This is a genomic window from Halomarinibacterium sedimenti (assembly GCF_019312585.1).
In the GTDB taxonomy this organism is placed as follows: Bacteria; Bacteroidota; Bacteroidia; order Flavobacteriales; family Flavobacteriaceae; genus Halomarinibacterium; species Halomarinibacterium sedimenti.
On the sequence record NZ_JAHWDP010000005.1, the window covers coordinates 83,321 to 98,559 of the forward strand.

General features: G+C 35.6%; 13 protein-coding genes. 6 read left to right on the top strand and 7 right to left on the bottom strand.

From position 1 onward, the window contains the following. Nucleotides 1-178 precede the first annotated feature (178 nt). From KXJ69_RS11545 to rlmB, 5 genes are all read left to right on the top strand, one after another. On the top strand, nt 179-3,418 hold the full coding sequence (locus KXJ69_RS11545; RefSeq protein ID WP_219053273.1) for a SusC/RagA family TonB-linked outer membrane protein: 3,240 nt from the start codon (nt 179-181) through the stop codon (nt 3,416-3,418). 19 nt (nt 3,419-3,437) lie between these two features. Next, complete coding sequence (locus KXJ69_RS11550; RefSeq protein WP_219053274.1) at nt 3,438-5,084, top strand: SusD/RagB family nutrient-binding outer membrane lipoprotein; 1,647 nt, start codon at nt 3,438-3,440, stop codon at nt 5,082-5,084. A gap of 17 nt (nt 5,085-5,101) precedes the next feature. Continuing rightward, nucleotides 5,102-5,692 (top strand): hypothetical protein, encoded by a 591-nt coding sequence (locus tag KXJ69_RS11555; protein ID WP_219053275.1) that lies wholly within the window; start codon nt 5,102-5,104, stop codon nt 5,690-5,692. A 207-nt stretch (nt 5,693-5,899) separates the two neighbouring features. Continuing rightward, on the top strand, nt 5,900-6,778 hold the full coding sequence (locus KXJ69_RS11560) for a T9SS type A sorting domain-containing protein (protein ID WP_219053276.1): 879 nt from the start codon (nt 5,900-5,902) through the stop codon (nt 6,776-6,778). 71 nt (nt 6,779-6,849) lie between these two features. Then, nucleotides 6,850-7,584, top strand: coding sequence for a 23S rRNA (guanosine(2251)-2'-O)-methyltransferase RlmB (gene rlmB / locus KXJ69_RS11565; protein ID WP_219053277.1), 735 nt, complete (start codon nt 6,850-6,852; stop codon nt 7,582-7,584). 3 nt (nt 7,585-7,587) lie between these two features. Here rlmB and KXJ69_RS11570 read toward each other — a convergent pair whose 3' ends face one another. Then, complete coding sequence (locus tag KXJ69_RS11570) at nt 7,588-8,346, bottom strand: rhomboid family intramembrane serine protease (RefSeq protein ID WP_219053278.1); 759 nt, start codon at nt 8,344-8,346, stop codon at nt 7,588-7,590. Between the two features lie 92 nt (nt 8,347-8,438). Between KXJ69_RS11570 and KXJ69_RS11575 the strand changes: the two genes are divergently transcribed. After that, a complete protein-coding gene (locus tag KXJ69_RS11575) occupies nt 8,439-9,716 on the top strand; it encodes a replication-associated recombination protein A (protein WP_219053279.1) in 1,278 nt (425 codons plus the stop codon). Here the strand turns inward: KXJ69_RS11575 and KXJ69_RS11580 are convergent. The 6 genes from KXJ69_RS11580 to radC are packed head-to-tail and all read right to left on the bottom strand — an operon-like array spanning nt 9,713 to nt 15,235. Further along, on the bottom strand, nt 9,713-10,495 hold the full coding sequence (locus KXJ69_RS11580) for a hypothetical protein (RefSeq protein WP_219053280.1): 783 nt from the start codon (nt 10,493-10,495) through the stop codon (nt 9,713-9,715). The two genes, KXJ69_RS11575 and KXJ69_RS11580, sit on opposite strands and share 4 nt — an antisense overlap. Then, on the bottom strand, nt 10,492-11,898 hold the full coding sequence (locus KXJ69_RS11585) for a DUF5723 family protein (RefSeq protein ID WP_219053281.1): 1,407 nt from the start codon (nt 11,896-11,898) through the stop codon (nt 10,492-10,494). Before KXJ69_RS11585 ends, KXJ69_RS11580 begins: the two co-directional genes overlap by 4 nt. Before the next feature lie 4 nt (nt 11,899-11,902). Further along, nucleotides 11,903-12,460, bottom strand: a complete 558-nt coding sequence (locus tag KXJ69_RS11590; protein ID WP_219053282.1) for a hypothetical protein — start codon at nt 12,458-12,460, stop codon at nt 11,903-11,905. A gap of 47 nt (nt 12,461-12,507) precedes the next feature. Continuing rightward, nucleotides 12,508-13,194 carry a YjjG family noncanonical pyrimidine nucleotidase gene (locus KXJ69_RS11595; RefSeq protein ID WP_219053283.1) on the bottom strand — a complete coding sequence of 229 codons (687 nt, stop codon included), beginning with the start codon at nt 13,192-13,194 and terminating at the stop codon, nt 12,508-12,510. Continuing rightward, entirely contained in the window at nt 13,187-14,479 is a 1,293-nt protein-coding gene (locus KXJ69_RS11600) for a DUF7033 domain-containing protein (RefSeq protein WP_219053284.1), read from the bottom strand. Before KXJ69_RS11600 ends, KXJ69_RS11595 begins: the two co-directional genes overlap by 8 nt. A gap of 6 nt (nt 14,480-14,485) precedes the next feature. After that, nucleotides 14,486-15,235 carry a RadC family protein gene (gene radC / locus KXJ69_RS11605; protein WP_219053285.1) on the bottom strand — a complete coding sequence of 250 codons (750 nt, stop codon included), beginning with the start codon at nt 15,233-15,235 and terminating at the stop codon, nt 14,486-14,488. Nucleotides 15,236-15,239 lie beyond the last annotated feature (4 nt).

Sequence of the window (15,239 nt, forward strand, 5' to 3'; positions counted from 1 at the left end):
TTTTTTTATTTCGGTTTTGTTTTAAATTAGTTGTTGTTAATTTTAAGAATTTCAAGTATATATTAGGGAACACTAGAGTAACAATCTATTCAAAAAAAAGAAAATTTAAGTTTAAAAAGTTGTGTATTTAACTTTTTATTGTGATTTTTGGCGTTGGCTAATTCAAATAAATTATAAAATGAGAACAAAGTTTAGTGGAATTTTAACGCTATTGCTAGCGTTTGTAGTGCAACTCACGTTCGCACAAGAAAAAACAATCTCAGGAACTATAACTGACGAAAGCAGTTTACCGCTCCCAGGGGTTAATGTTATTGTAAAAGGGACATCTAATGGAACCCAAACAGATTTTGATGGTAATTACTCAATTACTGCAAATGTTGGGCAAACTTTAGTGTACAGTTATTTAAGCTACAAAACTCAAGAAAAAACAATTGGCGCAGCTACTTCTAGCATATCTTTTGCTATGGAGCCTGATGCCTCTGTACTTAATGAGGTTGTGGTAACTGGTTTTGCAGTAAAAAAGGAAAAGAAGGCCTTAGGTTATTCTGTTTCTTCAATCCAGCAAGAGTCAATAAAGGAGAGTCCTCAAACTGACTTAACGCGTGTTTTGAGTGGAAAAGCTGCGGGTATTAATATTACTACCCAGAATGGTCTTTCTGGTTCTGCGAATAAAGTAATTATTAGAGGTATGACATCATTCTCTGGCGACAATAACGCGCTATATGTGATAGATGGTGTGCCAATTAGTAATGATACTAACGAAGCAGGTGCCTTTACCGACGGTAATATGGGATCTAGCCGTTCTTTTGATATTGACCCGAACAACATTGAGCGTGTGGATATTCTAAAAGGATTAGCTGCAACTACTTTATACGGTACTGAAGGTAGAAACGGGGTAATACTTATTACAACGAAAGCTGGAAGTTCAAGCCAACAAAATGCAAAACAAGAAATTGAAGTTTCTTCATCTGTATTTGTAAATGAGGTTTCTATTCTTCCAGATTACCAAAACTCCTATGGTGGTGGTTTTGACCAAGCTTTTGGTTGGTTCTACAGTAACTGGGGACCAGGTTTCTATAAAGATGGCTTAGGAGGCTGGGCTAATGATGCTGCCTTTGATGCAGACGGAACTGTGGAACACCCATATTCATCTTCAGCTTATCTAGCAACTAACTACCCTAATTTTCAAGAACAATACGCTGGCCAGAGATATGACTGGAAGCCAAGAAATAGTGTTAAAGACTTTTTCCAAAAAGGTCTTGCTCAAAACCTTTCTGTTAGTGCGCGTGGAAGAAGCGAAAATGGAAAGTTTGGTTATGGTACTATTTTTAGTCACTTAGATGAGGATGGATTTACTCCTGGTAACAACGTAAAAAGAAATAACTTAACAATTTCTGGAGACGCAAAATTAACTAATAAAGTAAGTATTAGAGGGTCTATGACTTACACTAAGACTGACTTAAAGACCCCTCCAGTTTCAACTAGTTTTGGTAGTAGTACTCCTTATTCAGGATCATCAATCTTTGGAGATTTATTCTATACCCCTAGAAGTATTGATTTCTTCGAGCTGCCTTATCAATTACCTGATGGAAGTAGCATTTACTATCGTGATGATAACGCTATCCAACACCCATTATGGACTGTGAACAATGCGAGATTCTCTCAGTTAGTAAATCGTGTTAATGGTTTTGCTGCAATTGATTATAATATTACAGATAATTTTAACATACTTTATCAAGGTAGTGTTGATACATACTCAGAAGATAGTGTAAACAGACAAAACAAGGGTGGTGTAAATGACGACGTTAATGTACAAAGAGGTTTCTATGAAACTGTAAATACATCTAACACCATTTATGATCACAGGATTGTACTTTCTGGAAACAACTTTAGTTTCTTTAATGATAATGTGAATCTAGGTTTCTCACTTGGAGCAACGTCAAAAAGTGTGGATTATAATAGATATGGTATCAGAAGTACAGATCAGCAAGTATTTGGTTTCTTTGATCATTCTGGATTTGTTGAGCGTAATCAAATTGAATACCGTCAAAAAAGAAACATTATTGGAGTATTTGGTCAGGTTCTGTTAGACTACAGTAACTTTGTTTTCCTTAACTTATCTGGAAGAAATGACTGGGTTTCCAACTCAGTAAATAACTCATTATTCTATCCATCAGCAAGTATTTCTTTTGTGCCAACAAGTGCATTTAAAGGCATCCAATCTGATAATGGACTAAACTTCTTAAAATTAAGAGCTGGTTATGGTACTTCTGCAAACTTTTCTACTGGATATCCGACAGTTACTTTGGTAAATCTAGATACTCAAGCTTGGCAATCAGATGGTCAATTAATTACTTCTAACACAACAGATAGTAGTATTGGTAACCCTGCAATTAAGCCTGAATTATTTGAAGAATTAGAATTTGGAGCTGAAGGTAAAATCTTTAACAGACTTACTTTTGACTTCTCTTATTTCACCAGAACAACCAATGACTTAATTGTTCAAGATCAACCAATTCCAGCTAGTACTGGTGCAACTTTTATCGATAACAACATTGGTAAAATTGAATCTTGGGGTATTGAAGCAGACCTTGGTCTTAATATCTTTAAGAGTAACACAGGTGGATTCGATTGGAAAGTAAATGTTAACTATACTTCTTTCGAGAGTGAAGTAGTTGACTTAGGTCAAGATACAGATCAAGTTGTATATGCAGGATTTACCAACTTAGGTAACTTTGCAACTGTAGGAGATCCACTTGGAGCTCTTTATGGTGCAAGAATCGCTAGAGATGAAAATGGTAATCTTTTAGTAGATGCAGCGGGTAACTATGTTGCCGAAAGTGTTACTGAAGATGGCTTGGTTCCAAAAATTGGTGATGCTAACCCAGACTTTATAATGAACTATATCAGTACAATGTCTTGGAGAGGTTTATCTCTTAATGTAGCCGTTAACCACGTTTCTGGTGGAGATATCTACTCTACTTATATAGCAACATTACTTGGACGTGGATTAACTACAGATACTGAAGATCGTCTTGGAACTTATATTCTTGATGGTATTAACCAGTCTACTGGACTACCAAACGAAGTTCAAATAAACAATTCACAGTTTTATTTTGATAATGGATTTGCTAGTGCAGCTGATGAGCTAAATGTATATGATGCTTCTGTACTTCGTCTACAAGAAGTTACTCTTGGTTATTCATTACCATCTAAGTTCTTAGATAGAACTCCTTTTGGAAGTGTTACTTTTAAAGTAAGTGGATTTAACCTTTGGTATGATGCTTATAACACCCCTGATGGTATAAACTTTGATCCAAACACCACTGGTTTAGGTGCAGGAAATGGTCAAGGATTTGAATTCTTAACAGGACCAAGTAGCAAAAGATATGGTTTCACCGTAAATGCTACATTCTAATAAATAAAAAAATTAAGAGATGAAAAAAATACAAAAAATATCAATATTTGTTTTTCTACTTCTAGGTCTTGCTTTTACCTCTTGTGAGACTACAGAACTAGACTTACTAGATGATCCTAATGATGTAACTTTAGACAAAGCTAATTTAGATAGATTTTTAAATGAAATTCAGCTGAATTTTGCAAGCTTTATGCGTCAAATTGGAAACAATGATGCACAATTAGTGCGCGTTAACTATATGTTTGGAAGAACATATAGAGATAATTTTGAGCCAGCTGTACTAGACGGCGAATGGGCATTAGCGTATCAGGGAATGTTTTCCGATATGGCTGCTGCGGAGCCACTTGCGGTAGATGCAGGAGCTAATAAGCATTTAGGTGTTATGAAAATCCTAAAAGCTTATACTTTAATAACGCTTGTAGATAATTTTGGAGATGTTCCTTTTAGTCAAGCGACTAATCCAACTGAGTTCCCTGCTCCAGTAGCAGACCCAGGAGCTTCGGTATATGCAGGTGCTTTAGCTATGCTTGACGAGGGAATGGTACTTATAAGCTCAGAAGGTGATAACTTAGAAAATGATTTTTACTATGATAATGACTTCAGTAAGTGGAGAAGACTTGCAAATAGTGTAAAAATGCTAGCTTACCTAAATACAGGTGACTTAGCTAGTTTTAATTCTGTTTCTGGTTCTGCAATTGTTAATTCTGCAGATGATTTCCAATTCCAATATGGAAGTAACGAAACTAATCCAGATACAAGACACCCATCGTATAGTACAGATTACACTACAAGTGGTGCTGGTTCTTATGAATCAAACTGGTTAATGGAGACTATGTTAGAATCTAATGACCCTAGAATCAGATATTACTTTTACAGACAATTTGATTGTACTCCAGGTGCCGCTGATGCTGATGGTAATGAATGTGGTGTGGATACGGTAAGAATGACTTGTTCTGGTGCTCCTAGACCAAATCACTATACTGCTAGCATGACATATTGTAGTGTAGATAGCGGATATTGGGGACGTGATCATGGTAATGCAGAGGGTATTCCACCAGATGGATTAAGAAGAACTGTGAATGGTGTGTATCCTGCAGGAGGTAAATTTGATGGAGATGAATATTCGCCAGTTGTAGTTGGTGATGGTGGTGGTGGTGCCGGAATATTACCTATTATGTTAGCATCATATACAGACTTTATGAGAGCAGAAGCTGCATTAGCTTCTAACAATACTAGTGGAGCTGCTTCAGCATTGAACTCTGCATTGACAAAGAGTATTGCAAAAACTCAAGGTTTCATTTCATTAGACCCAAGTGCAGATTCAACATTCGCTCCTACTTCTGGTGAAGTTAGTAGTTTCATTTCAGGTGTTGTTAATAGTTTCAATAGTGGAAATGCTAATGATAAATGGGAAATCTTAGCTACACAACAATTTATTGGTAATTTTGGTAGTGGTATTGGAGCTTACAATCTTTATAGAAGAACTGGGTATCCAAAATTGATTCAGTTTAATATCGATCCAAACCCAGGTGCATTCGTTCGATCATTCTTTTACCCATCAAATGAGGCAAACGTAAATAGTAATATTACACAAAAGCCAAATGTTGATGTTCAAGTATTCTGGGACACTAACCCAGCTTCACCTGGATTCCCATCTGCTAACTAATTAAAAAAACAATAATTATGAAAAACATATTTAAATTATTAATGGTAACCCTACTGGTTGGAACAGCTGTTTCTTGTTCAGACTCAGAAGCGGTTATAGATCAAGTATTAGATAATGTGGATTCAGAAAGTGGTGCAGTCATTAGAACCGTTGTGGCTCCACCAGAATTAGTATCACTTACTAACGAAACTAATAATGTATTAAGATATACATTAGAAGTTCAACAAGGTAATGGTACTTTTGTTCCAGATTTTAAAGAAGTAAGAACTTATATGGCTATTTTCCAAGATCAAGATTTATTAGAACCAATAGTTGATGGCTCTGGAAATCCTATTGGAGAAGTTCTTTTTGTTACAAATGCTGCGTCAGAATTCGCTATTGGACCTAATGGTTTACCTAGAATTTCAGCAGAGACTCCAACTCAAGCCATTTTGGATGCTTTTCCTGGAGATGCCGTTTTAACAACACCCTCTTTTATTTCTATGAGATTAGAACTTGAAATGACCGATGGTACTGTTTTTACAAATACTAATCTAGGAGCGAGTGTTTCTGGAGGGCCTTATTTTGGGGCGTCATTCTTGTATAAAATTATATTCTTACCAATATAATAATTAGAAAGTTTAAGGCAGAAATTAACCTCTGCCTTAAACTTTATTAAAAATTTTCTTTTTTTTGTTAAAAAGAATTTTATTATTTAAAAATTTGTATATTTGAAATTATTAAACTTTAAATTTATTATTATGAAAAAAAATTATTTCTTAGTTGCTTTATTAGCACTTGCATTTACTAGTGTTAATGCACAGTTTACAGATGATATGGAAAGCTATACTGCTGGTCAACCTATTTACCAAGATTGGTGGACAGATTGGGGTTGTGGTGGTACTTGTGCTATCTTATCTAGTGCTGACCAAGCTTATGACGGTGCACAATCAGGTTATGTATCTGATGACAACGCCATGGATGCCGTATTAGATTTAGGAAACAAAATCTTTGGTGAGTGGGGATTAGATTTCTGGATGTATGTTCCAGCTGGTAAAGAAGCTTATATGAACTTTCAAGGAACTGTGCCAATTGGTTCAGGAACTTTCCCTGTTGGTAACATCTTCTTTAACGAAGCTAGTGGAGATCCAGGAAATGGATATGTTGACTTTGGAACTGGAGATACTTCAGTACATAGAACTTTCTCTTACCCAGAAGGTGAGTGGTTCCGTGTTACTACAAACTTCGACTTCACTAGTGGAGCAGGAAGTTCTACTTTCCACATGTACATAAATGGTGGTACGCCATTTGTTGAAGAAGGTCATCCATTTGCTAGCTGGGATGGAACTGCTTGGGACTATTCTGACACTCAAAGTTTAGGTGGAGTAGATTTCTATAGTATTTCTACCAACAACCAATATTATGTAGATGCTTTTACTTATCAAGATTCATTTATTGATCCTAATGCATCTGTAAGTGATTTCGCAGCAAAAGGATTTTCTGCATATCCTAACCCAGTAAGTGATAAATTAAACATTCAAGCTAAAGAGAGAATTAACTCTGTTGTAATCTACAATGTTTTAGGACAGCAAGTTTACAATGCTAAAGTTGATGCTTTATCTTCTACTATCGATATGTCTAGAATGGCAAGTGGTGCTTACTTTGTAAATGTAAACATCAATGGTACTGAAGGTACTGTAAAAGTTATCAAGTAATTATATTACTATAATATTTTTAAGAGGCTGTCTAATTAGACAGCCTCTTTTTTAATATATAATTTCTAAGAATGAACAAAGAAACTATCATATTTGGAATCTACCCTGTATTAGAAGCTATTAAGTCTAATAAATACATAGACAAACTATTTATCCAAAAAGGAATAGAAAGCCAAAAGATTGAAGAAATTATCTCCCTTTCGCAACCCAACGGGGTTTCAATTAACTTTGTTCCTATTGAAAAGCTTGACCAATTATCCCGTGCAAACCATCAAGGGATTGTAGCAATCATTTCTCCAATTGGTTTTAGTAATTTTGAAAACCTGGTGGAAGAAACTTTATCCAAAGATAAAAGCCCCCTATTCCTTGTTTTAGACCAAATAAGTGACGTACGGAATTTTGGAGCTATTATTAGAACAGCTGAATGTACAGGTGTAGATGCCATTATCATTCAGAAAAAAGGAGGCGCCCCTGTGAGCGGAGATACCGTTAAAACATCGGCAGGAGCTATTTTTAAGGTACCTATTTGCAAAGTAGACCATATTAAAGATGCTATCTTTTATTTAAAGGGATCAGGAGTTAATGTTATAGGTGCTACGGAAAAAGCTTCAAAAAGCTTATTTGAGGTGGATTTTAAAGCTCCAACAGCCATTGTTTTAGGTTCTGAAGGAAAAGGGATCACAAAATCTCTATTTAATCTATTAGATGAACAAGCTGCCTTACCAATGCTTGGAGAAATTAACTCATTAAATGTTTCAGTTGCTTGTGGTGCCTTTTTATATGAAGTTATAAGACAAAGAAGATAGAGCCTACTCCCCTTCTTTTTCTTTTCTTTTAAATCTATAAATAATCTTAATATCCTGCTTCGTTTCGGTCTGCTCGGGTTCTGTTTCAGGTTCCTTAGGTACAATTTCAATAAAATTTCCGTTTTCATCAAAGTGCTTTAAAAAGGGATCCTCTTCTGGGTTATAATCTTCCTTTTCCCAATCGTATTTTTTTTCCTCAATGGGATTTTTCCTAAACACTAGAGACAGAGCAACTCCTACTATAAAACCAGATAAGTGCCCCTCCCAAGATATTTCTGGATCTATGGGAAAAAGATACCACAATAAGCTTCCATAGAGGAAAACAACCATAAGCGCCAAGGCAGTTAATTGATATTGTTTTGAGAAGATTCCTTTAAAAAAAAGAAAAGCAGCCAACATATAAATAATGCCACTAGCACCTATATGCCAAGCCGGTCGTCCTATAAACCAAGTCAACAACCCTGTTAGAAGTAATCCCCACAAAAGTACCTTCCACCGGATACTCCTATAAAAATAAAATAAAGAGACACTAAGCACCAACAGTGGAATTGAGTTATTAAATAAATGTTTTAAACTACTATGAATAAATGGAGAAAAAAGAATTCCTTTAAGTCCTTCAATTTTTTGAGGGAATACACCCCATTTTGTAAAACGTAATCCGTAACTTATCTCTAACCAAAAAACTATCCAAATGGCTAAAACAAATATTACTGGGTATACTAATACCTCGAAGGTAAATTGAAGCTGTTTATCTGAATTCATAAATGTATTTATAGCAAAAAATAATCCCAACTCTAAATTTATGCTATTTTGACAGTAAACACAGTTTTTTAAAATTGTAAATTTACCGCTATATGAATACACCGTTAGCAGAAAGAATTCGTCCCAAAACTTTAAAGGACTATCTAAGTCAACAACACTTAGTCGGCTCTAGTGGTGCATTAGTACCCCAAATGAAATCTGGAATGATTTCTTCCATGATATTTTGGGGACCACCCGGCACAGGAAAAACAACTTTAGCTACTATTATTGCTGAAGAATCTAAACGCCCCTTTTATACCCTTAGTGCTATTGATAGTGGCGTTGCAGCAGTGCGAGAGGTTATTGAAAAAGCTAAAAAAGGCGAAGGACTATTTACCACCAAAAACCCAATACTTTTTATAGACGAAATTCACCGGTTTAGTAAATCGCAACAAGATTCGCTTTTAGGTGCTGTAGAAAAAGGATGGATCACTTTAATTGGTGCCTCCACCGAAAATCCAAGTTTTGAAGTCATCCCCGCTTTATTATCTCGTTGTCAGGTGTATGTCTTAAAGGCATTTAGTAAGACCGATTTAGAAGATTTATTAAAAAGAGCTATTAAAAAGGACGAACTCCTTCAGAAAAAGAAAATTAAATTAAAGGAAACTGAAGCTATTATAAGGCTATCTGGAGGTGACGCTAGGAAACTACTAAACATACTTGAACTTATTGTACTTTCAGAAAAAGAAGAAAATGTTACCATCACCAATGAGATGGTGCTTCAGAAAGTACAGAAGAATACGGTACTGTACGATAAAACTGGGGAGCAACATTACGATATTATTTCGGCATTTATAAAATCCATACGCGGAAGTGATCCAAATGCCGCGGTATATTGGTTGGCAAGGATGATTGAAGGCGGCGAAGATGTAAAATTTATTGCAAGACGTTTGCTCATTTCTGCTTCTGAAGATATTGGGTTAGCAAACCCGACAGCTTTGGTACTTGCAAATGCTACTTTTCAAGCAGTAAATACCATAGGAAATCCCGAAGCGAGAATTATTTTAAGCGAATGCACTGTGTATTTGGCCACATCGCCTAAGAGTAACGCATCCTATAAAGCTATTAAAGACGCTCAGCAGCTCGTAAAGCAAACTGGAGACCTATCTGTGCCTTTGTCTATAAGAAATGCTCCTACAAAGCTTATGAAGGAGTTGGGGTATGGAGAAAATTATCAATATGCCCATGACTTTGAAGGAAATTTTGTCCCACACGAGTTTTTACCCGAAGAAATAAAAGGGACTACTTTATATAGCCCAGGAAATAATGCAAGGGAAAACTCTCTAAAAAGTTATTTAAAACAACTTTGGAAAGACAAATACAATTTTTAGTTACTTTTAGAATAAGTAACTTTTCCGCCTTCTTTTTCCACCGTTAAATTTCCAGAAGTATCAAAATTGGCAATATATCGTTGCTCCTTTTCGTCTTCAAAAAATACCACACCTTCAACCACAAATACTTTTCCGGTATATTTTAATCCATCACTAGCTTCTGCTGTTTCTTCATACAGGCTAAAGCCTTCGTTTGTTTTTCGTAATAAAAAAGATTTACCGGCATTTGTATAGTTTGCATATTTTGAAACTGGGAGATGGAGTGGATTATCTTTTTGGGAAACTACTTCTGCTTCCACTTTCTTTTCTTCCTTTCTTTCTGAAGAATCCTCAAAATCTTTTAATACCCGTACTTCCTTTTGCTGCACAAATAAGGCCTCAATACTCTCAAATGCTCTTCTCATGGCCTGATTATAAGTTTTACTATACTCCTTTAGCTTACTTTTTCCTTCTTCACTAGTGTAAATCACATTTCCTTCACAATCTTTAATATAAATAGTCACTCTTGTCCAAACAAAATTTGGATCTCCTGTTACCTCGGCTCGTAATCCGTCACAACGTCTTACATCGGGTAACTCGTCATCAAAATACGCATGAAATCCATGTTTATTAAAAAGAAACTTTAATAGGGAATTAAGCTGATATTGATCATCACTAAACTGAAAATCAAATTTCTTGGGAACCACTATAAAACTGTAATTACTTAATTTTTCTTTTTGTGAATACCCACTAAACACAAAAGCTAAAGAAAACACGAATGCAATTATAAGTTTATTCATTGGTCATAAATTTTTATATTGAAACCTAATTGCAAAGATATACTTTTTGATTTTGCAAGGTTCCCATATTGAAGCATATTATCTGCCGCAAGGTAAAAATTAAACTTACCAAAATCTCCAACAATACCAGCTCCTACATTTGAATAGGAATATGAATCCACTGTATATGTAACTTTTGCCGCTAGAAAATTAAAAAGCTTTCGATAATAAAAAAGCGTTCCTGCCATTTGAGGCCCTTTGGGACGCATAATACTGTAGTATTGTACTCCTAGGGCTTGCTCCCGCTCAACGCCTCCCCCTTTATTTAGACAATCGCATACATCACCCCCTCCTGTAATTTTTCCAAAACTATATTGCAAACTGGCATTCATTTTTAAAGGTCTTAGTTGCGAATATTTGTCATAGAGAGTGTCAATAGGTATTTCTCTTTCAATTTCATCTTCTAAATCATCGTAATATGGAAAGGTTTCTTCTCCTTCGCTTAAAGGAGGAAAAATTAATTCAATTCCGTTTAACACATAATCGCCACTGGCTCGATAACTCTCTACATCTTTAGAATGAAAAATAACACCTATGTCCAAAAGGCTTGCACTAGCCGTCCAATGACTATTTATAGTATACGTAGCACCTACATCCACACCAACTCCTAAATTACCTCCTAAAAGTGCCTTTCCTAGTAACTTTCCTCCTGTTGCATCTCCATCTAAAGATGCAATACCCGAAGTTTCTACCATCACATTGGCATCTTCAACGATATGTTCATAGATATTAGGAGCATCAGCTTCAGCCAAACGGGTTACAAAAGTTCCGCGGTTATTGGTACTTCTAAAACTCATAATGCTAGAATATACTTTTGCTCTTGCTCCTACAGTAAGTTTACTTGAAATGGCTTTATTAGCACCAAAGTGATACACGGTAAGTAAATCCCCTGTGGTACTTATTTCACCTAAATCGAAAGGATAGTCTAGATAGTTTGCATTACCTTCCCAAGCTAGAATAGCCAAATCTCTTGGGAAATAACTTATAAAATCGAATTCTTCGTAAATACCTGCAGAAAAATAAATGTCTTTCTTTGAGCGCCACCCAAAACTAATAAGTTCCAATTGCTGCGTGGCCGTGAAAAAGTCGGTGTTTTTCATTTCAATGATTTTACGTTCAATCTTTGCATTAATGTCTTCTCCTGTCTCGCCAAAAATATCATACACACTTACTCCGGACGAACCTCCATTAATATGAAACTGTGAAAAAAAGGGAATACCAAAGTGCTTTTTTTGCGGTATTATAGTTCCAGGGTTTAACAATAAACTTTGTGGCACCTCATTAAAACCATAAAGTACTTGCTTGTTTTGGGCAAAACCCATCGTGAGCCCGAAGGCTAAGAAAAAAACTAGTATAACTCTCATAGTATTAGTCTCTCTCCTTAATCTCTAAATAATATGTGGTTTTGGACTTGAGGTTAAGCTCTCCTTCCAAGGTAGCATCTGAGGATGGAATGGTAACAGAAACCACGACTTTATCAGATTGTGTAAGTTGTAAAATCTCCTCTCCTTCAACGGATTCGGTAAATTCGGTAATTACAGGACTTGAGGGAGTTCCCATTTCTACAAAAGTGGAAGTGAAATATTTTTCAACATTGAGGGAATCTAAAAACTGAAAATCGGCTTGAAAACTTCGTGGTATGCTATTATTAAATATGAAAAGAAAATCGGCTTTCAGCAAGCTTTCTTGAGTATCTGTATCGTCCAAAAATCGTATATCTGTTGTGTCTCTAACCGTTAATCGCGGTGTATTGCTTACGTCATCAAAAAAATCGTTTGCTACTAAATTGAAATAAATTAAATCTAATTCTACTATAGGCGTTATTGTAACATCTTGTGCTTGATTAAAATCGGTATCCTTAACACAGGAAAAAAATAATAAAGTAAAAAGCACACCCAAAACTGGGAATTGCAGGTTCTTTTTCATGTTGGGGGTTTTAAAGGTTAACGTAGTTTTGTACGCAAATAGTATAGTTATAGATGTTTCTTGATTTCCAAAATACTGTCAATCACTCTATATTGCGATGGAATTGTCTCTTTACGATAGTTGTAAAATAGGGTTTCCATTCCTACAGCTTCCGCTCCTAAAATATCTGCTTCAAAAGTATCTCCTACCATAAGGCTCACTTTGGGAACTGTCACTGCTTTTTCGAGTGCCTTTTCAAATATAACAGGATTGGGCTTCTTTAACCCTACCTCTTCGGAAGTGGTTACGGTTTTAAAAAAAGGAGAAATGCCACTATTTTTTAGTTTTAAATGCTGTACTTCCTCAAAACCATTGGTAATTATATGCAGTAAATATTTTTCAGAAAGGTATTGCAAAACATCTATGACACCTTCAAAAAGATAATTGTTTTTAGGAAGTTCGTCTATGTAGGAAGTGGCTAATTCATCTAAATCTGTATCACTATAATGAATTCCAAAAGGTTGAAAGGCTTCAAAAAAACGTCCTCGTCTTAGTTCTTGTTTGGTGACTCTTTCTTCTCGATAACGTTTCCAATATTCAAAATTAATGGGCTCATAAATTTTCATAAACTCGTCCAAATCAATAGAAATGGAGTGAATCTGAAACAACTGTTCAAATGCCATCCTAGAATTTCTATCAAAATCCCAAAGGGTATGATCTAAGTCGAAAAATATATGTTGAATACGGTCACGCATGTGGGTTCAATTTTTCTGAAAATAAATAACGCCACGTTTTGTTTTCACGCCTTTGTTCAAAATCTCTATTCGAAAAGAAAAATATAAAAGTTCCGTTTACTTGTTTCACCCAATTGTACACTTGCATAATGGTTCCTTCGGTATCTTTTTCTTTTCCAAGGGTAAGCGCCAAAGATTTCCCAATTACGGGTTGTAATACTAATGGAGTTTTCACTTCGTAATCTAGATCATAAAACAAAAAAGGCGTGCACGTTCCTGCTCTAAAACCTATTTCATTGTAATAAAACATGGTAAAATCATTTTTTACCTCAAGCTCTACCAAGTTTCTATATACCAACGGCAAATTGACAAGTTGTCTATCGTTAGTAGAACTTTGAAGCGTTCTGTGGGTAATTTCTTCGAGTTGAAATCGTTCAACTTTTAATTTTTCGTACTCTTCTACCGAGTAAAACGAAAACATAAGGCCTACTTCGCAATAATCTGCAACATATTTCACCAAGCTTTTAAAAGTTTGTCTTTTGGTGTTAAAATCCTCTCGATAGGAAAAAGCTTCCCCCAATAAAAAGAAAATAGTAAGTTTGGAGGCACTATTGCGAACATTATTTAACATCCATGAAAAAGTATCATACGGGTCTTTTCTGAGATGTAACAAAACACGTATTCTTAAAAAGAAACGGCCTAATTTAAGTTTCCAAAGGTCTCCACCAAAACCTAAAATATTGCGCAAGACACCGCGTTGTAAAAACTCGAAAGGGCGCTTGGCTTCTATAACATTATGAATCGTTAATTGTTTATTAGGAAACTCCATTTGTGGAAAAGCTTCCAAAAGAATTTCTTTAAACCGATGTCCCCATAAATCTACCACAGGTTGTTTTAAGAAACCTTCCTTATAGGCTAGACTTTCGGTTGCAGGGAATCTGCCTAATTCATCTTTTACGTGTGGTAAATATTCTTCGTATCGACTTAGTAAATAAAAGGCAGCAGCAAAAATATCGAAGGGTAATGAACTTTTTTCAGTAGCTTGAAAAAAGCCAACCGTTTCGCCCCAAGGACGAACTGAAATCTCGACATCCTCAAATCCTTGTTGATTTAATAACCCATGAGCATAGATAAAAACTTCATTTCCTAAGGGTTGTTTTCCATAGGATATTTTAGGCCCTTGGTAGGCGATAAATTCTTCAATAGTGGTTGTAAAGTCGACAGGAATTTTTAAAATTCTAGTACAAATATGCTTAAAGCTATAATCGATACGGGGAGTAACTTTTTGAGTGTAAATAAGAAGCATATAGGACTACAGCATTTGTTCGTCGGCAAAGCTAAAATACGCTTTTTCGGTTACAATAAGATGGTCCAAAACTTTAATATCAAGGCTTTCTCCTGCAGTTTTTAATTTTTTGGTTAACTGAATATCTGCTTGACTGGGTTTTAATGTCCCGGAAGGATGATTATGAGCCAAAATGACGGCAACGGCTCCTAATTGAATGGCGTTTTTAAATACCAACCGAACATCCACTACGGTACCTGTCATACCTCCTTTACTAAGTTGTGTAGTTTGTAATACTTTGTTTGAATTGTTTAAATAGACAATCCAAAACTCTTCGTGAGCCAAATCGCCAATGATAGGCTGCATCAATTCAAACACCGAAAGACTTGAGGTAATTTTCTTTTTCTGAAGTGCTTCTTCTCCCCTTCTTCTTCGACCCAATTCTAAAGCGGCTGCTATGGTAATGGCCTTTGCTTCTCCTATCCCTTTAAACTGCATTAAATCCTGAATGGAAAGTTTACCAAGTTCACTTAAATTGTTATCTGCTGAAGCCAAAATCCGCTGACTTAAACTCACGGCACTTTCATCGCGACTCCCAGAACCAATTAAAATAGCAACCAGCTCTGCATCGCTTAAAGCAGCCCGTCCTTTGAGTAGTAACTTTTCACGCGGACGGTCGTCCTCGTTCCAACTTTTAATGGAAAAAGATGTTGTATTGCTCCCCACAATATTACTTTTCAATAAAGATAATAATGTATCTTTAAACTGAAAAATCATGCTA

Excerpts from the sequence above, each read along its gene's own strand:
- KXJ69_RS11545 (WP_219053273.1), top strand. The coding sequence starts at position 179 with ATGAGAACAAAGTTTAGTGGAATTTTAACGCTATTGCTAGCGTTTGTA.
- KXJ69_RS11550 (WP_219053274.1), top strand. The coding sequence starts at position 3,438 with ATGAAAAAAATACAAAAAATATCAATATTTGTTTTTCTACTTCTAGGT.
- KXJ69_RS11555 (WP_219053275.1), top strand. The coding sequence starts at position 5,102 with ATGAAAAACATATTTAAATTATTAATGGTAACCCTACTGGTTGGAACA.
- KXJ69_RS11560 (WP_219053276.1), top strand. The coding sequence starts at position 5,900 with ATGGAAAGCTATACTGCTGGTCAACCTATTTACCAAGATTGGTGGACA.
- rlmB (WP_219053277.1), top strand. The coding sequence starts at position 6,850 with ATGAACAAAGAAACTATCATATTTGGAATCTACCCTGTATTAGAAGCT.
- KXJ69_RS11570 (WP_219053278.1), bottom strand. The coding sequence starts at position 8,346 with ATGAATTCAGATAAACAGCTTCAATTTACCTTCGAGGTATTAGTATAC.
- KXJ69_RS11575 (WP_219053279.1), top strand. The coding sequence starts at position 8,439 with ATGAATACACCGTTAGCAGAAAGAATTCGTCCCAAAACTTTAAAGGAC.
- KXJ69_RS11580 (WP_219053280.1), bottom strand. The coding sequence starts at position 10,495 with ATGAATAAACTTATAATTGCATTCGTGTTTTCTTTAGCTTTTGTGTTT.
- KXJ69_RS11585 (WP_219053281.1), bottom strand. The coding sequence starts at position 11,898 with ATGAGAGTTATACTAGTTTTTTTCTTAGCCTTCGGGCTCACGATGGGT.
- KXJ69_RS11590 (WP_219053282.1), bottom strand. The coding sequence starts at position 12,460 with ATGAAAAAGAACCTGCAATTCCCAGTTTTGGGTGTGCTTTTTACTTTA.
- KXJ69_RS11595 (WP_219053283.1), bottom strand. The coding sequence starts at position 13,194 with ATGCGTGACCGTATTCAACATATATTTTTCGACTTAGATCATACCCTT.
- KXJ69_RS11600 (WP_219053284.1), bottom strand. The coding sequence starts at position 14,479 with ATGCTTCTTATTTACACTCAAAAAGTTACTCCCCGTATCGATTATAGC.
- radC (WP_219053285.1), bottom strand. The coding sequence starts at position 15,235 with ATGATTTTTCAGTTTAAAGATACATTATTATCTTTATTGAAAAGTAAT.